This is a genomic window from Coraliomargarita algicola (assembly GCF_033878955.1).
In the GTDB taxonomy this organism is placed as follows: Bacteria; Verrucomicrobiota; Verrucomicrobiia; order Opitutales; family Coraliomargaritaceae; genus Thalassobacterium; species Thalassobacterium algicola.
Window position 1 is genome coordinate 3,472,955 of sequence record NZ_CP138858.1, and the last position, 20,551, is coordinate 3,493,505.

The following is a 20,551-nucleotide window of genomic DNA, read 5'->3' on the forward strand; positions in this document are numbered from 1 at the left end:
TTTTATCTTTCGCGGCCTGAATGTGAACTTGGCTTTGATTTTGCTAAGAGGTCTGCATGATACTGATTCGACTATCTAAAATCGCGCTCGTACTCTCGGTTGCGTTCTTCCTATTCCTTGTGGTCCTTAATAATATTACTGACTACGGATCCAACTATCTCTTCGTTGAGAACGTGCTCGGCATGACGACTGTCTTTGAGGGGAATCAACTGATGTGGCGTGCGATTGATTCGCCTGCGATTCATACCATCTTTTATTTCTCAATCATTCTCTGGGAAGCATCTGCAATGGGCCTATGTATCTTTGGCGGCTATCAGTTATTCAAGCGCTTGAAGGGGACTAAGGCCGAATTTGAAGGTGCTAAGCAATTCGCGATCGCGGGTTTGGTTTTGAGCATGTTACAGTGGTTTATCGCATTTATTTCAGTGGGTGGTGAGTGGTTTACCATGTGGCAATCTCCGAGCTGGAATGGGCAGGACGCCGCCTTTCGCATGTTTGCCTGTATCGGCATCGTCATGCTGTTTCTTTATCTGCCCGAGTTCGGGGAAGAGTCAGAAAGCTAGGCACGCGCCATGCATTATCAGGATTGTATTGTTTTTCACGGACCCGAAATGGCTCCGATGCGTTGCGCGTCTTTCCGTGCGGAGGGGGATCGAATCGTTGAGATGGACCTCATTGAGCCGGTGCAGCGCATTGAGCATGGAGCGATTGTGATCATTCCCGGCTTGGTGAATGCGCATACGCACATGGGCGACAGCTTTATTCCAGATGGCGCGACTGGCTTGACCTTGGAAGAGGGCTTCTTTCGGCCAGATGGTTTCAAGTATCGCGAGATTGCGAAGTTGGATCGCGCGTCGCATGTAGACTTTATTAGCGATGCGCTTAGCTACATGGCATGCAGTGGCACGGTGGCGCATTTTGATTTCCGAGAGCAGGGAGCCGAGGGCGCGACACGCTTAAGAGAAGCCAGTGATCGCACGGGTGTGCGTTCAGTCATCCTTGGGCAGTTCGATAGTGTACCTTTTGATCTCGCAGCTTTGACTCGCAATACGGCCGATTTCGATGCTACGGCGATGAATGAGCTACGTGCGCTGTTGGAAGTCGCCGATGGTTTCTCCGAGAGTACCATGAACGACCTGACCGATCCCGCGTGGCAAAGCGTGCGCAATTTAACCCATGCCATGGGCAAAGCGCGTGCGGTGCATTGTTTGGAGAATGAGGGCTACCGTGAGCTTTCATTGCAGCGGACGCAGCGTGGGGATTTGATTCAAGCAATCGAGTTGTATCAACCAGATCTGATTGTGCATCTAACAGTCGCCAATGACGACGAAATACAATTGCTGGCAGATTCTGGAATCACTGCGGTGTTGAACCCACGTGCCAATGCGAACCTTGGGCTGCCGCTACCGCCTGTAGCAAAATTAATGGATGCGGGCGTGAACCTATTGTTAGGCACTGATAATGGCCTACTGAACAGTCCCAGCATGTTGGCTGAACTTGATTTTACCTATAAGCTCGCCAAGAGCCAGTATGGTGATGCGCTGCGCCCCGATCCGGCAGAAATTTTAAAAATGGCCACTTCCAATGTCTCTAAAACACGCTGGGGACAAGAACTGCCGGGCGCACTTGAGCTGGGAAGTGTCGCCAATTTTACGGTCTTAGATTTTAATCAAACGCATCTGCGACGAAGTGCACACCTCGTCGCGTCTGTGCTCACCCGTGTCACTCCCGAAGACGTGCTACAAACTGTGCGCGCCGGGAAAGTGATCTACCAACAGAATTAATATGAAACATTATCTTTATGAAGGAAATGACGACTTCGCCTGGCATGCCAGGCGCTGGCCGCAATTTGATGAATACGCATCACCCGAGCAAACGCTTGTGATACTACCCGTTTACTCGATTGCCGACTGGTGCATGGGGCGTCCCATGGATTCGGAGGAAGTTGTGGGCTCAGTCGTCTTAGACCAGGCACTGGAAGCGACGCGTGAGGAATTGACGGCTTTAGTGCTACCACCGATTCGTTTCACGCCGCGCCAGTCGGTCGGCACGCAATTTCACTTAGACATTGAGCTCGCGCATCAGATGATAATCGAGACGATTCGCTCGGCGGCAGTGCCTGGCTTTAAGCGCTTTGTTTTGTTCAACACCAGTCCATTTCTTGAAGAGTGGATTGATGTAGCCGCGCGTGATCTGCGGGTGGTGCATGATTTGCAGATTTTCTGTGTCAATCTCTCTGGTGTCGGTCTCGACTTCCATCCCATCCGTGGTGGCGATCGCAGTGGTCTCGATTCGATTCTGACTGAAGTGCTCGGCGAGGCGTCTGAGCCAGCCGATGCGCAGCTAGCTCAGACGCTGGACGCGATTCCACGATCCGTGGTGAAAACAAATGATCCATTGGTTGCACATCCCGAAGGTGCTTCGGTGCTTTTGGGAGAAGTGGTTGAATCGACTGCGCGCTTGTTGCGCGAGATCGATACGCACGCGCCCTTGCAAGATTATGCTTTGAATAAGGAGGAAACAGAATGAGTTGGCCCAGTTATAGAAACCGTTATTTGCCTGCGATGACACGTGGGGCAATTGATACATTGCCGAATAAGGACAAAGCCTTTGTGGTCTTGCCAACTGGAGCGATTGAGCAACATGGTCCGCAACTACCTGTAGGTGTGGATGCACTGCTCGGGCAGATTTATTTAGACCGAGCGATGCCACTGCTGGCAGAAGATGCCCCCGTCTATGTGGCTCCGCCTATTCAGGCTGCCAAAAGTAATGAGCATACCGGATATCCAGGCACCTTGATACTGCACCGCGAATCGCTACGACAATTGATTGTGTCTGCGGGGCGTCAGCTTTCGGAGTGGGGATTCAAGCGTATGGGAGTTTTGAATACGCACGGTGGCAATATTTCAGTGATTAAAAGTGCACTGCGTGAGTTGAGTTTAGACTATGGCATGGAAGTGCAAGTGCTCTCCTCTCCCTATGAAATTGACATCTGTGCCCGTGAGCGCGCCTACGGTATACATGCCAATGAGGTCGAGTCTTCGCTGATGTATGCGACCACCCCCGATATGGTGGACCCCGCGTCCGCTACCTGCTGTTGGACGGGCACTCTGGACGATCCTAAGATCTTAAAATCTGAATTCGCCCCCGCAACTTATGCGTGGAAGACTTTAGATATTTCACGTTCCGGAGTGGTGGGCGATGCCACCGTGGCCACCCGCGAGAAGGGCGAGCTCTGGATCTCACGCGCCGCCGAGGCCCTCGCCGCGCGACTCACCGAATTAGTCAGTTAAACTGAAGACCTCATTATAAAACCTATGAAACCTACCATCACACGCACTGCAGTCCTGCTCGCTCTAGCGACAGGATCCATCGTTCACGCCTACCAGGTCCGCTCCGATATGATCCTCACTATGGCGGATGGGCAGGCGACGGTGATTGATGGTTATATGGAAGTCGGCGAAGATGGTCGCATCGTCGCGATCGAGGCGGGTGAGCCACCGGCATCTTCCTCCGAGGAGATCGTCGACGCGCGTGGGCGTATTGTGATGCCCGGTTTTGTTTCGGGGCACAATCACTTGTGGCAAAGTGCCTTTCGTGGACTTGGCGCGGATCAAGAACTCTATGGCTGGCTGAAGAGTCTACATTGGACCTTCGGCCGGCATTTTGAGACCGGCGACATGTATGCCTTTACCTTGCATGGAGCTCTCGATCAGATGGTCAATGGCATCACCACTACGCTGAATCATTCGCAAACAATCGCTCCCAGCTACGAGGATTATATGGAGCAATTTGCGGCAGAGATGGATGCCGGACAGCATTTCATCTACAGCTATGTGCTCGATTCCGATGAGCCCGATGTTGAGGCTCGTAAAGCAAAACTGGTCGATTTGATTGCAGAGACCGAGGCTCTGCTCGACGGGCATCCTTGTCTGGGTTTTGGCTTACATGGAGTGGGCATTTATCGCGGCGCCGATAAAATGAGTGAAGAAGTCTCCGTGGCTAAAGAGTTGGGGCTCGATATGCAGGTTCACTACCTGGAAGAGAAGGCGGAATCACTTAAATCCGGACAATCTAACTTCCAGGCGATGAAAGAGGGGGGTGCCGTCTGGGATGGCCTGGTATATGCTCATTTTATACATGTGACGGATGAGATCCTTAATGTGTCGGCTGCGGCAGGTGCGAAGATGATCTGGAATCCACTTTCGAACGGACGTTTGGCTTCAGGCCTGGCGGATGTTCCACGTTATATAGATCAGGGGTTGCAAGTCGGCCTGGGGGTGGATGGCGCCGCCAGCGCCGACATTGCGGATCCCTTTCAGAATATGCGAATGGGCATGTATGCACTCCGTATGCGTGATTCCGATGCCGGAATCATGAGCTGCTATCAGATCTTAGAGATGCACACCTTAAAGACGGCCGAAGTGCTGGAGGTTGAGGATCAAGTGGGCAGTTTGGCACCGGGGAAGTATGCGGACTTTTTAATCATCGATCCCGTTTCTCCGGTCTTTGACCCATACGCCACTTTAGTTTTTGCCAGTGATGCTTCGAATATTGAGAGCGTTTGGGTGCGCGGAGTGAAGCAAGTGGAAGCCGGTGAAGTCTTAAAACATGATCTGCCCGAATTGCGCAGTGAGGTCGCAGAACGCGTGGCACGTATCGCAGCGGCAGCGAAGAATACCAAGCCTGAAGATCACATGTAGGCGTGAGTGCGTCGCGCCTGCCGATAGCTCCAATCCTTAGGATTGAAGATACGTAGCCTCGGTTCTTTGAACCGGGGAGCGTAGGTCGGACGATCTGTCTCGCGCCTGCCGATAGCTCCAATCCCCAGGATTGAAGATACGTGGCCTAGGTTCTTCGAACCGGGGAGCGTTGGTCGGGCGATCTGTCTTGTGCCTGCCGATAGCTCCAATCCCCAGGATTGAAGATACGTGGCCTAGGTTCTTTGAACCGGGGAGCGTTGGTCGGGCGATCTGTCTTGCGCCTGCCGACAGCTCCAATCCTTAGGATTGAAGATACGTGGCCTCGGTTCTTTGAGCCGGGGAGCAAAAAGCGGTAGTAAAACCCAATGTCGCTTTGCCCTCCAATCTGTTGGTGCGGCACAAGGCCGTGTCCTCTTATGCCTGATTCCTTCTTTACGGCTTTTCGTTTTATGCCTTGTCCGGATGCTCGGGCTGGAGTTCTTTAGACCAGATTTCTTCGCCGATTCGATTGAAGTGACGGACGGTCAGCGCTTGCGTCTTACCGTCGATTTCCATTTCTCCGAAAAACTGGAGGCCTTCGGAAGGTGGCGTGAAGGGGGCCATTCCTTCGGGGATGCCGGTGAATTTGACCTCGGGGCCGAAGGTGCCATCGAGCGGGTTGGGGCCGAAGTTACCTGCATGTAGTGGGCCGCTGACAAATTCCCAGAAGGGTTTAAAGTCTTTGAAGCTGGCCTTGGCGGGATTGTAATAGTGTGACGCGCAGTAGTGAACGTCGGCGGTGATGAAGTGCACGTTGGTGATGTCTTCGCGCGCGATGTTTTGGAACAGGTCGGCCAGTTCCAGTTCGCGGCCGAGGGGGGCGCCGTGATCGCCGTTCGCTCCATTTTCGTAGATTTCTTTGCCCCATTCGGCGACGACCAGTCCGATCGGCATGTCACTACAAATAATCTTCCAAGTCGCCTTGGAGGCTTTGAGCTCGGCTTTGAGCCACTTGAGTTGGTCTGCACCTAGAAAAGCAGTTTCCTCGCTCTGTTGAGTCTGATGATTGTAGCTGTTGGGGCCGCGGTAACTGCGTAGGTCGATCACGAATAGATCTAAGAGTGGGCCGCGGCTAATTTTGCGGTAAATGCGGCCGGGATCCGTGTCGTGAGGACGGATGGGATTGCAGTTGAAGAAGGCGGTCTTGGCATTGTGTGCGAGTTGCTTGACATCCTTTAGCGTATAGCGGTCGTCATCGAGTATTTCTTGCGGATACCAGTTGTTGACGACTTCGTGGTCATCCCACTGCTGGATCATCGGCACTTCGGCTTGTAAGGCTCGTAGGTGATCGTCCTGCAAATTGTAGTAGAAGTTTTGTCGAAAGTCGTCGGTGGATTCTGCGACGCGTGTTTTGGCTTCCATCAGTTGATTGCGCCAGATGCTGCCGTCGTCGAGTGTGACTTCGGAGGACATCGGGTTGTCGGCGTAGATCAAGTCGCCCGAGTTGACGAAAAAGTCCGGCTTGCGTGCGCGAATGGAGGCGAAGGTGAGCATACCTCCGTGGGCGGGATCGATGCCGAAGCCTTGTCCTGCAGTGTCGGCCGACCAGCAGAAGCGCACATCGCAGGCTTCAGTGGGCGCTGTCTTAAATTGTCCACTGCAGTGCTCGCTGCGCAGTTTGGGATCTTTCAACGATTGAAAATGAACGCGGTAGAAGTAACGGGTGTTGGGCAACAAACGCCTGACTAGGGTGTGCGCGTTATAATCCGTTTGTTGGAGTGCGTGCCCCCCTTTGAGTGTTTCAACTTTTGAGAAATCGGGCAGGGTGCTGAGCTCGACCCACATCTGAGCACTCTGATTTGTTTTCGACCAGAGCACGGCACTCGTCGTATCGACATCACCACTGGCGGCTCCGTGCTTGAGTTGCGGTCTCAGTTTTTCCGATCCCAGTATCGCGGGCCCTTGACCGAAGGCGGACCAGGGAGAGAGGGCGATGCTTGCGGACACGCCAATCAGGCTGTTTTTTATGAAATGTCGTCGATTCATGGGCCTTTGGTTTTTGCCTTCTTATTGTAGTAGATGACTGCTTGTGGATTGTCTGAGAGTAGTGAGAATATGAATACGATCGGACAGAGCACGGAGCAGGCGATGATGGCGATCGAGAAGGCGTCGGTTAGCTCGTAGCAGAGTCCGAACAAGTAGGGGCCGAGTGCACTGGTGACGATCATGACGCCCGTGACCCAACCATTGATTGCGCCCAGGTTTTTACGGCCGTAGAAGCGTGCCCATGGCACATTGACTAGAACCCCAAAGGAGCCCCAGGCGCAGCCGCTGCCCACAATGAAGCACCAGCGCCAAAAAGTGTCTGACAAGTGGTAAGCCCCGGCCAGTGAGAGCAGCTGAGCGATCACCATAAAGCTCAGCACATGCTTCATCTTTAAGCGTTCTGCATAGCTGCCGACGAGTATGGTGGTACCAATGTGAAAAAACGAGGAGGGGAGGAAGACGCCCACAGCAGCCTCGCGAGTCATGCCCAGCGAGTCACCAAGCCCAATGATATGGAATGAAATACCAGTGCCGATCAAACCATTCAATGCCAAGCCGGCGACAAAATACCAAAATGTGCTGGTGCGCAGTGCTTCCGGAGCGGTAAATTCTTTGACGATCGGCACTCTGATTTTACTGTCTTTGCGCTTGGAAGTCGACTGCTCCACTTCGACGCCACAGGCCTCTGGGCTGTCGCGAAAGAAGACGTAGGCCATCGTTGTCATGCCAAAGATGAAAATGCAGCCCAAAGTGATCCATGTGCGTTGCCAGCCGAGTGAAATAACAAATCCGTTCAGGAGTAAGGGGGCGGTTGAGAAGCTGAGCGAGAGCATGGTGCCATTGATGGCAGCGGCCCAACCACGCTTACCTTCGAACCATCGAAAGACCATGGAGCGGCAAGTCGTCATTGAGAAACTGACACCCATCAAGCGGATGCCGGCAAACGAAATAAATATCAGGATAAAGGCGTAGGGGACCGAGGTCGTCTCCGCGCTCGGAAACATGGAATAAATTTGCCCGATGTAGCCGGTAAAGAGTAGGATGAGTCCCAGGCCGAAATAACTCAGGCAGCCCATGACTCGTGCGCCTAAGCGATCAATAAAGCGGCCAGCAATGGGCGCACATACGCCTGCAGCGATGGTGCCGAGAGTGTAGGCGAGCGCGAAACTGCTACGCTCAAGGTCCAGTGCGCCGATCATATCGTCGACAAACACACTCATGCCCGGTGGGCTGCCTGGCACGGCAGAAATCATGCCGAGGGTGCCGACGACTAAAATGACCCAGCCGTAATAGCCGGGCCATTTTTTTATATCGAAAGGTCGATTGGGTTTGAAAGGGCGAAAATCCATAACAGCGCTACAGCACGTATTCAGCCGTAATACTGGTTACGGCAATAAATGCATCGCACTCATTACGCCCTGTCTAATGTGCTTCTTTGTTTTAGTGTAATTCGACCGTAACTTGAATTTCGACGGTAGCGTTATTAGGTAGTCCTGCTACGGATACGGCAGCACGTGCGTGCTTGCCCGCTTCGCCGAATACGGCTTCGAATAAATCCGAAGCACCATTGATCACCGATGGGCTCTTGCCGTAAGCGGGAATGGCACTGACATAGCCGCCCACATACAAGAACTGTTTGACTGCATCGAGTGTGCCAGTGATGTCGCGAATGGTTGCGAGCACATTCAAGGCGCACAGCTTCGCGGCGGCATAGCCCTCGTCCAAGTCGCGGGTGTCACCGATTTGGCCCTGCCACTTTTCACCGGTGGAACTAAAACTAATGACTCCAGCGAGAATCAGCATGTTACCCATGCGACGGTGTGTTAGGTAGTTGCCACCCGGTGTGGGTGCGGTGGGGAGAGTGATGCCGAGTTCGGCAAGTTTAGCTTCGGCGCTCATGGTTTGCTTAGCTTTGAGAGACGGTGACGGTGACTAGTTCGATCGGTGCAGCCGCATAGGCCGCTTGAAACGCTTCCAAGCTGGAAGTGGCTTTTTTAGGCACACGACGGTAAGGCACTTTGAATACGACGGTCGGCTCGTCCAGTGGATAGGGGCTCAGTACGTAATGGTTATCGCCCTTTGGAATGAACTCGATTTCGGTCTCGCTGCCATCGCGCCGTGGGTGCGCGTGCTGCAGTTTGCTAGGCTTGGAGAATGCGACACCGACGTGGAGCGAGAAGCTGTCGCAAGCCTGTAGGAATTTAAATCCTGCGAGCAGGCACTCGTCTGTGAGGTAGGGGGCGATGTCGTCTTGTAACATCAGCCGCGCCTTGAGTTCCTCTTGTCGATTAATTTGTCCGTCGATGAATGCCTTGTGAAAGGCGCGATCTTCATCGTTCAATGTGGAGAGGTCTGCCTGAACTGTTAGCAGATTGACCGTGTGCATTGAGATCAAGATGGCCGAATACGGGTCACGCAGTGCGGCGACTTCGGTCGCTTGGCCACGCACACCTAGATAGTCGTGCAGATCAATTTCCTCGAATGCATCATAAGTGCCCACCAGCTCTTCGGAGAAGGCGCTGGGGTTCATCTCATGCGTGAGGAGTGGCAATGCATCGCGGTCATTCCAACTGTCGTCGTGACGTGCGGTGGCATCCAATATGTGGGTGAAAGGCTTAGGCGGTGCGAAGAAATCGTTCTTCCAATGCCGGGCAAATTCACCCGCGAGTGCGGCGTGGTCTGGATGGCTGAGCAAAAGCCAGTCGTTTTCCTGTTCAATGCGAATCATTTTATATATGTGCTCTTGGTCAGTTGTCGTTGTGCGCGATTAGATCTGTCCCTTGGATGCGCGGTTGGCGCTTTGCACGCGCTCTAGGAAATCCTCATAGCGAGGTCCTGGCTCGAGTAAGACGACTCGTTGCAGTAGTGTGACGGCAGGTGAGTAGTCGCGTAGTGAGATCAGCATGCGTGCATGTTGAACCAGTGCGTCGACACGTGTCTCTTCGACCTGTGCGGCTTGCTCATAGGAGAAGGCTGCGTCTTCGATGCGATCGAGTTCGCGTTGCAGGTTACCTAAGGTCAATAGCGCCTGACCGTTCATCGGGTCTTCCGCGACCAGTGCTTCTAGGATTGTGGAAGCCTGTTCGGTTTCACCCAGGCCCATGGCTGCTTGTGCTTGGAGTGTGAGGAAGGTGGATTGTTCTTTCGGACTGAGAGAGTCGAGTCGGCTCTTGGTCTTATCCAAATAGGTGGAGGCCTCGTTCCATAGACGGCGGCTTGCGAAGCTATGTGCGGGACGAATTAGACGTGCGGAACTGAGTGATTCTTGATCGGCGGCGAGGAGGTAATTCTCCAGTGCCATATCGGTCATGCCCTCATTGAGGTAGATATCGCCCAGCAGGCCTAAGGAGGCGCCGTCGGCATTGCCCAAGCGTTTCAGGATCTCAAGGTTGGCGCTGGCCTTGGCCATGTCGTCCTCGCTCAGGAAGGCGTTGGCCTGCCATTTCCAATAGTTTTGGTTTTGGCTGTCTTCCAGAATCATTTCTTCCAGCATGCCGGCAGATTCTTTGTAAAGGTTCAGATCCATTAAGCAGCGGAGCTTGCCTTGTTGCCACTGTAAGCTGTCGGGTGCGAAGAGCAGTGCATTATCGTAAGCAGTCAGTGCGCTCTTAGGCTTCTCTAGATTCAAATAAGCGAGTCCCAGCGGGCCGTAGAGTGCGCCATCGGTGCCACCGAGTTCGAGGCCTTTCAGCAGAAAGGGAACCGCTTCTTCATAGCGACCTTCATTGACCATGACCAATGCCAGGTTTTTGTAGGCGCGATAGAAATTAGGAAACTTGCGGATCGCGGTTTGATAGGAGCGAATCGCATTGGACACTTGGTTTTCTTGAGCGTAGAGATTGCCCAGGGTGTAGTCGAGTGCCGCGCTGGACTCGTTGGTGATTGCGGAGCGCAATTGTTGAATCGCCGCGTTGGCGTTGTTTTGCATCAAGGGCACCAATTGCTTGAAAATCTCTTGCTCGTCGGCAGTGATTTTTGGCGTGATCGATGTGTCGAAGCCGTAGCTGCCGAGGAAGCGATTTTGAAATTCAGGATTGGTCCAGAGATTTTCGCTGAGTGGATAGTCTTGAGCGAGTAAGCCGCTGCTAAAAGGAGCAGCCATACTGGCGAGAATGGTAAGTAAGCGTGTGATTTTCATAAGCGCTCGTGGTTGAACAAAATGGATGATAAGAGTGGTTTAATTGATAGAGAATTTCATGGGCAAAACGAACACGGTGCGTGCAGGTTCGCCGTTCTTAGTCGGTGGCGTGTAGCGGAAGTCTTCGGCGGCTTGAATGGCGGGGCGTTCGAAAGCGCTATGTGTCGATGAAATGACGGATTGCACGTTCACGCGTCCGGTTTCGTCCAAGAGCACTTTCAGGCGAACGACGCCTTCGACCCGCTCACGCAGCAGATTCGGCGGATGCTTGGGGCGTCGGCCTTTCAGCATACGTGGCATCTCGTCGAGATCAGAGATCTCAAAGGTCATGATTTCCGAGGCGGTATCCCCGGCGACATCGAAGCCAGCGACTGAGAACGCGTTGGAGAAGTCATCCCCCATGCCAGGGTTCAGTGCCATTTCCAGTTGTGCGAGATCCAAGGGAGGTGGTGGCTCCGATAGGTCTGGTGGGGGGGCTTCTTCGACCGGCGGTTCTTCCGGTGGTGGCTCCTCCGATGGCGGTGGCGGTGGCGGTGGCGGAGCCACGTCGATCGATCGCAGTGTGACTAGTTCGCGGGTTTGATTGCCGATGAACTGAGTAAAAGGAAAGAGGACGAAGATGCCAATCGTCAGGGCCGCCGCCGCGCTGATCACTCCAAGGCTTCGCGATGAAAACTTAGGTTTATCGGGGGCGGTATCTTCTGGTCTATGCTTCACAAATAGTCTGGGCTGGTGGTTAATGCGCCGTTGAGATGTTAACGACTTGCGCACCTCCGAGCTTAGATTCGTCGATCACGCGCACTAGGCGCTCCGTGCTGACAGCCTTATCCGCTTGTAGGATGACTGGCATCTCGGGGTCATCCCGAGTGAGTCGTTGCACGAGACTGCGGACACCATTGACGCCGATGTCGCGGCCCCCGTAAACAACTTCACCCTTGGGAGTGAGTGCAATGAGAATACTCTGTTTGTCTAGGTCCACCGCGGAGGCGGCTTCCGGTTTATTCACATCGATCCCTGTTTCCTCGACGAAGACAGTGGTGACGATGAAGAAAATCAGTAGGATGAACACCATGTCGATGAGCGGTGAGAGATTGATCTCTTCACTCTCTTCGGCTGGGCTGGAAAAGCGTCGTTGTATCATGATTCTTTATGTGTGCGTTCAAATTTTTGAGCTGTGCGTATTTCGAGCTCTGAGAAAAAGCCTTCCAATCGCTGGCAACGTGTTTTGGCGTGGTGCACCAAGATGTAACCAGGAATGGCGATGATGAGGCCGGTTTGCGTGGTGATGAGCGCTTGCGAGATGCCGCCTGCGACGACGTCTAGCGCGCTGCCGCGACTTGAAGACAGGCCGTTGAAGGTCACGATCATACCGATGACCGTGCCCAGTAGCCCGGTGAGGGGCGCGACTGTGACTAGGATCGATAGGTAGTAGATGCGCCGGCGGGCAGGGTTGATATAAGCGTGTCGTAATTCGTGAACGCGTGAGCGAATCGAATCCATTTGCTTGCTGCCCTCTTGCGCGAATCGAATCGCGGCTCCTAGCATGCCGGTGCCGTCTTCTGGTTTGTCGATCCAGTGGCCCCAGGTGTTTTTGTCGTCCTTATCGAAACCGTATTTACGGAAGAAGAACACGAGTTCAAACCCCGCGAGGTAAATGCATAGTGCGAGCACTGCCAGCGGGAACATGAGCCACCCACCTTGTACCCATATCTCTATGATTGTGGTGATTAGTTCGTGGCTATTCATTATTTTTCGCGGGCGATTTTCAGTCCATTAACAAAGGCAATTGCTTGCTTCTCCATTGTGGCGAGGATGCCATTGGCTCTGCGGGAGAGCACAGCATGTAAGATGAGGGCCGGGATGGCGACGATCAGACCGAACTCGGTGGTGATCAGCGCTTCGGAAATACCTGAAGATAAGTTACGCGCATCGCCGGTGCCGAAGATGGTGATCAATTTGAAAGTGTTGATCATGCCGGTCACCGTGCCGAGCAGGCCCAGGAGTGGGGAGACCGCGGCGGTGGTGGCGACGAAGGAGAGTAGGCGTTGCACGCGAGGTTGAGTCTCGACGACCTTCTCGATGCAGAGCTCTTCCACGAGTGCGACAGACTCACCCGAGTGGCGAACACCGATGCGCAGCATGTCGCCGGCAGGACCTGGTAGGTGGGCGGCGGACTCTGTGGCTTCTTCGTGTTTACCTTCTTTGATTAGGCCCACCAGTTTGGCGACGGCACCCTCATCTGGAGTTTTAATGCCGTATAGTTCGAGTGCCTTAAAGGCTGCAATCACGAGCGATACCAGTGCAAAGCCGAGAATAGGAACGATCCAGACGCCACCCTTTTGAATGTGTTCGATCAGAGTTTCTTTGGTTTGCTCGATTGCGCGTGCATTACCCATCGAAGCATCAATCGGGATCAGGCCCGTGCTGCCGGATGTGGCGGAGGCGACTGCCTCGCTAATGTCGTATTCAGGAATCGGCTCGACCGCTGGGCGAAGTGATTCGCCGCGGATGACCAGACCGCCCCCTTTTTCCGAGGAAAAGTAAGCCAGAGGCCCTGCCAGCAGGAAGGTGCCTTGTGTGTAGCTACCGTCGGGAAGGACTGCGCCGCCTTGAAAGGAGCTGCCGCCGGAGATTTCCTTGGCGCGCTCCAGGCCGAGGCCAATGCCGTTGGCGAGTTGTGTGATGGAAGTCTCGCCGTCTTCAGAAGCTTCCGCACTGTTGAGGATCTCCAAGAGTTTCGGTTCGTAGCTTTCCACTTCGCTGACGTGGATGCGTGCTTGTAGGCCCCGCACGTATTCGTCCAGCAAGTTGCTTGCATACTGGATCTCTTCTTCGCGCCCCTTGATTTGGGAGCGCAGTTGGTCGAGTCGTAAATCGGCGTTGTCCTGCACGGCGCGAGCCGCTGCGGCTTCGCCGCGTAAGGTGCGGACTTCAGCTTCTAGGTTACGTCGCTCTTGAGCGAGTGGTATTTTCTCCTCGCGAATTTCTGCACGTAATTCGGCAAGTTCGCTGAGGGCTGCTTCGAGATCTGCATTGGCAGATTGTTTCACACTATCCAGTGACTGCGCGCTGAGTAACTGTAAGGAGAATAGGCTAATTAATAGGAAGTATAGGCTACGTTTCATGGATCAAAGAATCGTTTGGTAGTAGTAGTTTTCGATTGAGCGTACGTAGCGCTTATTGAATCGAGAGTGGAATCGAGACGTATTTTGCGGGTGTCTCGTTTTTATAGACGGCAATCAGCTCTTTAATATCGGCTGCGGCTTCGGGGGCCGCTTCCCAGGTCCAGCCTTCGGGGCCGGGTTTTCCGTAGCCTGCTGAACTGCCTTCGGCATCGCTATAAACGGCATAGGCTAGGCCGAAATAAAGTGTATCGGTTTCTTTAGTGGCTTCGCCCGAGTCGCGTAACTCTTTACGGTAGGTGACGGATGAATTGAACTTATCCACTTGAGACAGAATGCCGACGACCGATTGCAGGCGGCGTCCGATTCCCGCATTGGAGCTGGTATTTTCTTCGGTCGGCAAGCGACGAATGAGGGGCGCGAGCTCCTCTTGTAGCAATGCGGGCAGGCTAGGCACCCACGCGGTCATCTCGCTCTCATAGCCGGTGAGCACTTCACCTAAGGTGGCGGCGTCGGCATCTAAGCTTTCCTTTTTAAGCGAGAGCTCTGTGCGCTCGTTGGCAGCAGCCTCGGCGGCGTCTTTGCGGGAATCTATGGTCTCTGCCAGCATCTCCTTCTCAGCATTGAGTAGCTCAATGGTATCGGCGATCAGGGCCTTTTCAGTGGCCCATTCTTCGCGTTCTTGAGAGATCAGTGCTTTCACTTTGACCCATTCTTGTAGGACGCCGCGCGTCTCACTCGGAACTGAGCCAGAAGCGGATGTAAATGCAAAAAGGCACGCAAGGGAGGCTGTTGCCACTCCAGCGCACCGCGGTAGTCGAATCGTTTGGTGCATACACGGTGTAATGCACATCTGGTGCCAAATAGGAAAAAAAGAGCTAAATAATTTTCCGATTAGATTGGCTGATTCCTGTTTTACTTTCTTCTAATAGCTTTAAGTGCTTGTCGATTCAGTGCTTGCGAACGTCAGTATTCTACGGGCGCTTGGCTGCAGCGCGACTTAGACGGTCGTTGACCGCGACGCCGATCGCTTGATTGAGGGCGCGCTCGATGTGTAATCTTGTGTACTTGGCTTGGTCCAACTTTTGGATCAGCCCAAATAAATTATGCGCAATTTCTGCAAGTTCGCCGTTTTCTGAAAGCCAAAAAGTGTTGGATGTTTCACTCGCTAGCTTCGAATCGCAGGGCTTGACGGTATAGATCACAGCTTCTGTTTCCTTTACTTGTTGGGCTTTTGTGCCGTGTGCAAATAATGTGATCGGAGTCTTCGGGCTATAGTGCTGGGTCAGCATGCCTGGCGCAGCCTGTGCATTGGTGCTGGGGACTGTAGTTTTATTTGTATCCGAGTTTTGAATACAATTTTGAATGCCTAGGGCTTCTGCTGAAAGCGGGCCTGGGCGTAGGATTTTGGGCGCAGCTGGATCGCGCAGATCCACAATGGTGGATTCCACTCCGTGGTCACAGGCGCCACCGTCTAGCACCGCGAGGATACGATTGCCCAGTGTGGCATCTACGTGCTGGGCGAGTGTCGGGCTGACGTATCCGAAGGGGTTGGCGCTGGGGGCGGCGAGTGGGAATTCGAGCCGTTTTAATAGACTGCGGAATACCGGGTGTGCGGGCACACGCACGGCTGCGCTGGGAAGGCCCGCGGTGACGAGGTCGGAGATGCTGTCCTTTTTGGGGAGTATTAGGGTGAGCGCGCCAGGCCAGAACTGGGCAGCTAGTTTGCGAGCTCGATCGTTGAATTCGACATGAGCCTCTGCATCTTCCAAGGAATGAAAGTGTACGATTAGGGGATCTATTAGGGGCCGCCCTTTCACTTCGAAGATCTTTCGCACGCTGACTTCGTTGAGTGCATTGCCTGCGAGTCCGTAGACCGTCTCCGTTGGGACGCCGACGACTGCTTCGTCGCGTAGCAAATCCGCGCATAGGTCAATATTCGCTTCGGTCGGTGGCAGTATTTTGCAGGCGTGGGTCATTTGGCTGGTGTGCGGCGTATCTGCGGTGGTGTTTGATTACTGTAGGCAGCGCTGAGAGGTCCGCAAGCGGACACGACAGGTAGATATAAAAAATCCTTCACCTAATTAAAGGAGAAGGATTGGAAAGTCCTGTTTCAGCTCAAGGGCTTACTGCATAGTCAGCATGTTACGAGCCTGCTTGATGCGGTTCGTAATGCGACGCTGGTGCTTTGCGGAAAGGCCTGTGTCTTTACGAGGAAGGATCTTACCAGTTTCTGTGACGAAACGGGAAAGTAGCTCCACATCGTTGAACGTGTAGTCCATCGGGTTGCGGGAGCGATTAAGTGTCTTGTTGTCAGTGCTCATGAAGCGACGGAAAGTATGGGGTTCACGCTAGTGTGCAAGTACAATTTTGGCAAAAATTTAAGTGTTGCTCGCTTAAAATTCAGTCAAAAGAAGGTCGAACATCGAAGGTCCAAGTTTGAATGTCGAAATAATGGCTTCTTCAGGGGATTTTCATTGCCTCTCGCCTCTACGGGGCAGACGTCCGCTCAATGTTCAATGTTCAATGTTCAATGTTCAATGTTCAATGTTCAATGTTCACGCGTTATGAGCTTTGATCACCTCTAGGAAGGGGGGTAGCACCGTTTTCAGTTTAGCGGGGCCGATGCCGCGGATCTTGATCGCTTCGCGCTCGCTGCTTGGTTTGAGGTTGGCCAGCTCGACCAACACAAAGTTGGGGAATACGGTATAGGCAGGCTTGCCGTTGGCAGCGGCCATCTCGCTGCGCTTCGCAGCCAGCTTTTGATAGAGTGCGTTGTCTAAAATGCCTTCGGGCGCCTGTCCTTTTTTTAGCTTTTTGGCCGTGGTGACTTTGCCGGCGCTCCCAGCGGTGCGCTCGGGCAGTGCCAGGGCCGGTTGAGCGACGCCGCGCATGACTTGCGAGCCGAGTTCGGTGAGCTTTAAGAGGGGGAAGCCTTCTTCGGTCACGACTTGTACCAGTCCCGCTTGCTCGAAACTTTCGAAGAGTGCATCCACAAAAGCGCTGCCTTCGCGCTTGAGTATGCCATAGGTGGAGAGTGCGTCCAGCCCCGCATCGAGGATGGGGGCCGATTGGCTGCCGAGTAGGCATTGAATGATTTTACGCTTCCCGAAGCGCGGGGTCCATTCGTCGGGAGCGCGACGGCTGCTCATGCGAGCAACGCCACTGAGCGCCATCTTCACCAAGGTCCACTCATCGGCCTTAACCTCGCGATTGGCCAGTTGCTTGCGTTGCCGGCAACCGTCGCAGCGACCGCAGGGCTGGCTGTTGCGTTCGCCAAAGTAGTTGAGAATCCACTGCTGGCGGCAGCCGGAGGCGTAAGCGAAGTCAATGACTGCCTTTAAGCGGGCTTCGTCGCGTTGAGCTTTGATGGCCAGAGCTTGTCCGTCCAGTGGTAGGTCGCGACCGCTTTGGCCAAGTTTGAGAATGCGGGTGCCTTTGAGTCGTCGCCCCGGCACCTCGAAACGTTCGATCCATTTATGGCGTGAGAGTGTGGATATGGCGGTGCTGACAGCCATCGGGTTGACCTTGCGGCCTGTATTTAGACGCTCACAGAGGTCATCGACAGGCAGCCGCACTTCGTGGTTTTCGTCACTTTCGGCGCATAGCATGTCAAATACCCGGGCGATCAGTTCTTTGCCAGGGTTGGCACCTTCGATGAAAAAGTCCTGCACCCGCTTGTCCGCGTAGGAGAAGAGCATTTCGCAGACCGAAGGGGCGCCGTCGCGCCCTGCGCGCCCGCCTTCCTGATAGTAAGCTTCCACACTCCCCGGCATTTCATAGTGGCACACGAAGCGGATATCGGCACGGTCGATTCCCATGCCGAAGGCATTGGTGGCGACGACTACGTTCGACTTGCGCTGCATGAAAATTTCCTGCGCTTGCGTGCGCTCCTTGTCGGACAGCCCGCCGTGGTAGCGAATGACGGAGCCTGCCAATGGCTCAATGGCGGCAGCCACTTTATCGACCGACTTACGTGTGGCGCAATAGATGATGCCAGTCTTATGCTGTTTGATCAGGCGCAGTAGAGCCTCCTGCTTATCGGCGTTGGAGCCGATTTTGCGCACCTTAAAACTTAGGTTCTCACGGGCAAAGCCTGCCACGAATTCCGCAGGTTCACGCATTTCCAGCACCTGCATGATGTCGCCCTGCACATCCGGAGTGGCCGTGGCGGTTAGCGCGATGCAGGGTGGGGAGCCCAGCGCTTTGCGCGCTTCACCCAGTCGCATGTAATCGGGCCGGAAATCGTGCCCCCACTGGGAGAGGCAGTGCGCTTCGTCAATGGCGAACAAGCTGATGGCGTCTTTCGGCAGCGCATTGAGGAAACTTTGCGAGCGAAAACGCTCCGGAGCGACGTAGACCAGCTTGAGCGTGCGTTGGCGGATAGCGTCCAATGTGGCCCGCTGCTCTTCCAGCGTCTGCGAGCTGTTGAGCAGCCCCGCAGGCAGGCCGCGTGCTTGCAGCGCGTCCACTTGATCCTTCATCAATGCAATCAGCGGTGAGACCACCAGTGTCACCCCCGGTAGCAGTAGCGCGGGCAATTGAAAGCAGAGGCTTTTACCGCCCCCCGTCGGCATCACCACTAAAGTATCTTTTTTCTCTAGGTACAGCTTCGATAATCGCTTGCTGCGGCTGCCGAAAGGAGGGCATGCCAAAGTATTCTTGCAGAGCGGATTCAGGAGTCATAATCTATGACTGTGCAAATGTTCATGCGATTGCCAAGCCTAACTCGTGCACTTGGTCGAATGATGGACTTGTTGCTTGCTTAGCCCTTTTCTTCCCGATCGCAGTTCAGCTCTTTTTTTGCAGACATGCCCAGATAAAGAGTTAGGAAGTTTGCAGCACTCAGGACGATGCCGATCGCGTATTGCTGGTAGGCGACTGCCATGCCAATGGCGCCGGTGGCCCAGATACTAGCAGCTGTGGCAGTGCCGCTCACTTCACCATTACCTTTTATGATGGCACCGCCGCCAATAAAGCCGATGCCAGTCATTAAGCCATACATGAGTCGTGCTTGTGGATCGCCTTCAGGTAAGACTGCGCGGCCGACTAGTAAGAAGGCGCAGGCAGAGATCGCGACAATTGGAAAGGTGCGAAGTCCGGCACCGTGCGCTTTCATTTCGCGGTTGAGCCCGATCGGTAAAGCCAATACGTAGGCAATTCCCATTAAACTAACATAGCGAAATAGCTCTTCGAGTGTGATTCCCATTTCCATTTTGGGCAGTATGTATACTTTGAGTTCTTTTTCAAATTCCAGCTGATTCCTTTAGGGGGAGTTCATGCCATTTATATAGTTTTAAGGGCACTTAGGCTTCGTTGTAGAGGTGACCGGGGATGTGCGATATTCGGCAATTGTTTTAAGTTGAGAGCGTTGCAAAGCTTTTTAGCACCGACCTAATTTAATAACCACCTAATTTAATAACCAGGCTATAAGAAATGGGTTGACTTGTGGGAAGTGAGTGTGAATGCTGGGGATAGGGTATGAAGATTCGTCGCACAAAGGTTCATGGTCGGGATGCGGTTTATCATTGCATGACGCGGGTGGTGAATGGGGAGCGCTTGTTCCAGGATCGTGAGAAGGAGATGCTGCGTAAGATGATCTGGCAGGTGGCTGATTTTTGCGGGGTGCAGGTGCTGACTTATTGTGTGATGTCGAATCACTTTCACGTGCTTTTGCGTGTGCCGGATCGTCAGCAGGTGGATGATGCTGAGTTGATGCGCCGCTATCAGGTGCTGTACCCGAAACCTACCAAGTATCAGGCGGCTTCGGTCAAGGTGCTGCGCTCTCAGTTGGAGGCTGACTCTGAGGAGGCGCAGCTGTTGCGCGCGAAACTGTTGGCGCGGATGGGCGATGTCTCTGAATATATGAAGGCGGTGAAGCAGCGTTTTTCAGTCTGGTTTAATCGTAATCATAAGCGCTATGGCACTCTGTGGGCGGACCGTTTTAAGTCGGTCTTGGTCGAGGGGCATGGCAATCCGCTGCAAACGATGGCGGCTTATATTGATCTGAATCCGGTGCGTGCGGGGCTGGTGGAGGATCCTAAGGATTATCGTTTCTGCGGCTACGCGGAGGCGGTGGCGTCGCTTGGCTTAATGAGCTCAGGGGGCACAGAAGACTCCAAGTCGAAGGTGGACGCTCGGATGGGATGTCGAGCTGGTTTGTTACATGTTTGGGGTGACCACTTGTCGTCGGGAGCTGGTTTGGCAGAGGCCTTGATGCAGCATCGTCAGTTGATCTTTGGCAAGCGTGCGGCGGATGCTGACCTGTCTGAGGTGGAGCGTGCGGCTGCTTTGAAGGTGCTAAATGAAGAGGGCGGTCAATTGCCGAAGTCGGTGATGCTGCGCTGCCGGGTGCGTTATTTTACCGACGGTGCCATTCTGGGGTCGGCTGAGTTTGTGCGTGGCTTTACGGGTGCGTGGCAAATGGAGCGTGGGCGCAAGCATCCTCCGAAAGTGAATGCGATGCGTGGTGATTGGGGTGGCTTGGCTGTGATTCAGGGGCTGCGAAGGCAGGTGTTTGGTTGAGGCGGATTTGTCTGGTTGCGGGTGGTTTGATTTTCTTT

The 20,551-nt window shown here is 53.9% G+C and carries 20 protein-coding genes; 6 read left to right on the forward strand and 14 right to left on the reverse strand.

The window, feature by feature from the left end; all coding sequences use genetic code 11:
• Positions 1-56 precede the first annotated feature (56 nt).
• Genes SH580_RS14220 through SH580_RS14240 form a run of 5 tightly spaced genes read left to right on the forward strand, consistent with a single transcriptional unit; the run spans position 57 to position 4,703 of the window.
• Positions 57-563 (forward strand): DUF2165 family protein, encoded by a 507-nt coding sequence (locus SH580_RS14220; RefSeq protein WP_308951461.1) that lies wholly within the window; start codon positions 57-59, stop codon positions 561-563.
• 57 nt (positions 564-620) lie between these two features.
• Positions 621-1,784: an amidohydrolase family protein gene (locus SH580_RS14225; protein WP_319831509.1), complete on the forward strand. Its 1,164-nt coding sequence runs from the start codon at positions 621-623 to the stop codon at positions 1,782-1,784.
• 1 nt (position 1,785) lies between these two features.
• Positions 1,786-2,529, forward strand: a complete 744-nt coding sequence (locus SH580_RS14230) for a creatininase family protein (protein ID WP_319831510.1) — start codon at positions 1,786-1,788, stop codon at positions 2,527-2,529.
• Positions 2,526-3,293, forward strand: a complete 768-nt coding sequence (locus SH580_RS14235; RefSeq protein WP_319831511.1) for a creatininase family protein — start codon at positions 2,526-2,528, stop codon at positions 3,291-3,293. The genes SH580_RS14230 and SH580_RS14235 overlap by 4 nt, the downstream gene beginning before the upstream one ends.
• 24 nt (positions 3,294-3,317) lie before the next feature.
• Positions 3,318-4,703, forward strand: coding sequence for an amidohydrolase family protein (locus tag SH580_RS14240; protein WP_319831512.1), 1,386 nt, complete (start codon positions 3,318-3,320; stop codon positions 4,701-4,703).
• A gap of 447 nt (positions 4,704-5,150) precedes the next feature.
• On the opposite strand, the gene SH580_RS14245 is transcribed toward SH580_RS14240, so the two are convergent.
• The 14 genes from SH580_RS14245 to SH580_RS14310 all read right to left on the reverse strand — a co-directional run bounded on the left by SH580_RS14245 (position 5,151) and on the right by SH580_RS14310 (position 19,203).
• Positions 5,151-6,728, reverse strand: a complete 1,578-nt coding sequence (locus tag SH580_RS14245; RefSeq protein WP_319831513.1) for an alkaline phosphatase D family protein — start codon at positions 6,726-6,728, stop codon at positions 5,151-5,153.
• Complete coding sequence (locus SH580_RS14250) at positions 6,725-8,077, reverse strand: MFS transporter (protein ID WP_319831514.1); 1,353 nt, start codon at positions 8,075-8,077, stop codon at positions 6,725-6,727. Before SH580_RS14250 ends, SH580_RS14245 begins: the two co-directional genes overlap by 4 nt.
• Before the next feature lie 91 nt (positions 8,078-8,168).
• Positions 8,169-8,627, reverse strand: a complete 459-nt coding sequence (locus SH580_RS14255) for a RidA family protein (RefSeq protein WP_308949628.1) — start codon at positions 8,625-8,627, stop codon at positions 8,169-8,171.
• A 7-nt stretch (positions 8,628-8,634) separates the two neighbouring features.
• Positions 8,635-9,456, reverse strand: coding sequence for a DUF3891 family protein (locus tag SH580_RS14260; RefSeq protein ID WP_319831515.1), 822 nt, complete (start codon positions 9,454-9,456; stop codon positions 8,635-8,637).
• A gap of 39 nt (positions 9,457-9,495) precedes the next feature.
• Entirely contained in the window at positions 9,496-10,866 is a 1,371-nt protein-coding gene (locus SH580_RS14265) for a tetratricopeptide repeat protein (RefSeq protein WP_319831516.1), read from the reverse strand.
• Between the two features lie 39 nt (positions 10,867-10,905).
• Positions 10,906-11,583, reverse strand: coding sequence for an energy transducer TonB (locus tag SH580_RS14270; protein ID WP_308949623.1), 678 nt, complete (start codon positions 11,581-11,583; stop codon positions 10,906-10,908).
• 19 nt (positions 11,584-11,602) lie between these two features.
• Complete coding sequence (locus tag SH580_RS14275; RefSeq protein WP_308949622.1) at positions 11,603-12,007, reverse strand: ExbD/TolR family protein; 405 nt, start codon at positions 12,005-12,007, stop codon at positions 11,603-11,605.
• On the reverse strand, positions 12,004-12,612 hold the full coding sequence (locus SH580_RS14280) for a MotA/TolQ/ExbB proton channel family protein (RefSeq protein WP_308949620.1): 609 nt from the start codon (positions 12,610-12,612) through the stop codon (positions 12,004-12,006). Before SH580_RS14280 ends, SH580_RS14275 begins: the two co-directional genes overlap by 4 nt.
• A complete protein-coding gene (locus SH580_RS14285) occupies positions 12,612-13,991 on the reverse strand; it encodes a MotA/TolQ/ExbB proton channel family protein (RefSeq protein ID WP_319831517.1) in 1,380 nt (459 codons plus the stop codon). The genes SH580_RS14280 and SH580_RS14285 overlap by 1 nt, the downstream gene beginning before the upstream one ends.
• Positions 13,992-14,043: 52 nt before the next feature.
• Positions 14,044-14,823 carry a DUF3450 family protein gene (locus tag SH580_RS14290; protein ID WP_319831518.1) on the reverse strand — a complete coding sequence of 260 codons (780 nt, stop codon included), beginning with the start codon at positions 14,821-14,823 and terminating at the stop codon, positions 14,044-14,046.
• A gap of 139 nt (positions 14,824-14,962) precedes the next feature.
• The gene (locus SH580_RS14295; RefSeq protein WP_319831519.1) at positions 14,963-15,967 is read right to left on the reverse strand and encodes an L-threonylcarbamoyladenylate synthase; all 1,005 of its coding nucleotides are present in this window, start codon (positions 15,965-15,967) and stop codon (positions 14,963-14,965) included.
• Between the two features lie 147 nt (positions 15,968-16,114).
• Positions 16,115-16,312: a 30S ribosomal protein S18 gene (gene rpsR / locus SH580_RS14300; RefSeq protein ID WP_308949616.1), complete on the reverse strand. Its 198-nt coding sequence runs from the start codon at positions 16,310-16,312 to the stop codon at positions 16,115-16,117.
• A 234-nt stretch (positions 16,313-16,546) separates the two neighbouring features.
• Positions 16,547-18,643: a RecQ family ATP-dependent DNA helicase gene (locus SH580_RS14305; protein WP_319831520.1), complete on the reverse strand. Its 2,097-nt coding sequence runs from the start codon at positions 18,641-18,643 to the stop codon at positions 16,547-16,549.
• A gap of 110 nt (positions 18,644-18,753) precedes the next feature.
• Positions 18,754-19,203 carry an MgtC/SapB family protein gene (locus SH580_RS14310; protein ID WP_319831521.1) on the reverse strand — a complete coding sequence of 150 codons (450 nt, stop codon included), beginning with the start codon at positions 19,201-19,203 and terminating at the stop codon, positions 18,754-18,756.
• Positions 19,204-19,469: 266 nt separating this feature from the next.
• Between SH580_RS14310 and SH580_RS14315 the strand changes: the two genes are divergently transcribed.
• A complete protein-coding gene (locus SH580_RS14315; protein WP_319831522.1) occupies positions 19,470-20,513 on the forward strand; it encodes a transposase in 1,044 nt (347 codons plus the stop codon).
• The last annotated feature ends 38 nt before the right edge of the window (positions 20,514-20,551 follow it).

Excerpts from the sequence above, each read along its gene's own strand:
- SH580_RS14310 (WP_319831521.1), bottom strand. The coding sequence starts at position 19,203 with ATGGAAATGGGAATCACACTCGAAGAGCTATTTCGCTATGTTAGTTTA.
- SH580_RS14225 (WP_319831509.1), top strand. The coding sequence starts at position 621 with ATGCGTTGCGCGTCTTTCCGTGCGGAGGGGGATCGAATCGTTGAGATG.
- SH580_RS14250 (WP_319831514.1), bottom strand. The coding sequence starts at position 8,077 with ATGGATTTTCGCCCTTTCAAACCCAATCGACCTTTCGATATAAAAAAA.
- SH580_RS14265 (WP_319831516.1), bottom strand. The coding sequence starts at position 10,866 with ATGAAAATCACACGCTTACTTACCATTCTCGCCAGTATGGCTGCTCCT.
- SH580_RS14220 (WP_308951461.1), top strand. The coding sequence starts at position 57 with ATGATACTGATTCGACTATCTAAAATCGCGCTCGTACTCTCGGTTGCG.
- SH580_RS14280 (WP_308949620.1), bottom strand. The coding sequence starts at position 12,612 with ATGAATAGCCACGAACTAATCACCACAATCATAGAGATATGGGTACAA.
- SH580_RS14230 (WP_319831510.1), top strand. The coding sequence starts at position 1,786 with ATGAAACATTATCTTTATGAAGGAAATGACGACTTCGCCTGGCATGCC.
- SH580_RS14295 (WP_319831519.1), bottom strand. The coding sequence starts at position 15,967 with ATGACCCACGCCTGCAAAATACTGCCACCGACCGAAGCGAATATTGAC.
- SH580_RS14240 (WP_319831512.1), top strand. The coding sequence starts at position 3,318 with ATGAAACCTACCATCACACGCACTGCAGTCCTGCTCGCTCTAGCGACA.
- SH580_RS14290 (WP_319831518.1), bottom strand. The coding sequence starts at position 14,823 with ATGCACCAAACGATTCGACTACCGCGGTGCGCTGGAGTGGCAACAGCC.
- SH580_RS14275 (WP_308949622.1), bottom strand. The coding sequence starts at position 12,007 with ATGATACAACGACGCTTTTCCAGCCCAGCCGAAGAGAGTGAAGAGATC.
- SH580_RS14255 (WP_308949628.1), bottom strand. The coding sequence starts at position 8,627 with ATGAGCGCCGAAGCTAAACTTGCCGAACTCGGCATCACTCTCCCCACC.
- SH580_RS14245 (WP_319831513.1), bottom strand. The coding sequence starts at position 6,728 with ATGAATCGACGACATTTCATAAAAAACAGCCTGATTGGCGTGTCCGCA.
- SH580_RS14315 (WP_319831522.1), top strand. The coding sequence starts at position 19,470 with ATGAAGATTCGTCGCACAAAGGTTCATGGTCGGGATGCGGTTTATCAT.
- SH580_RS14285 (WP_319831517.1), bottom strand. The coding sequence starts at position 13,991 with ATGAAACGTAGCCTATACTTCCTATTAATTAGCCTATTCTCCTTACAG.
- SH580_RS14260 (WP_319831515.1), bottom strand. The coding sequence starts at position 9,456 with ATGATTCGCATTGAACAGGAAAACGACTGGCTTTTGCTCAGCCATCCA.
- rpsR (WP_308949616.1), bottom strand. The coding sequence starts at position 16,312 with ATGAGCACTGACAACAAGACACTTAATCGCTCCCGCAACCCGATGGAC.
- SH580_RS14235 (WP_319831511.1), top strand. The coding sequence starts at position 2,526 with ATGAGTTGGCCCAGTTATAGAAACCGTTATTTGCCTGCGATGACACGT.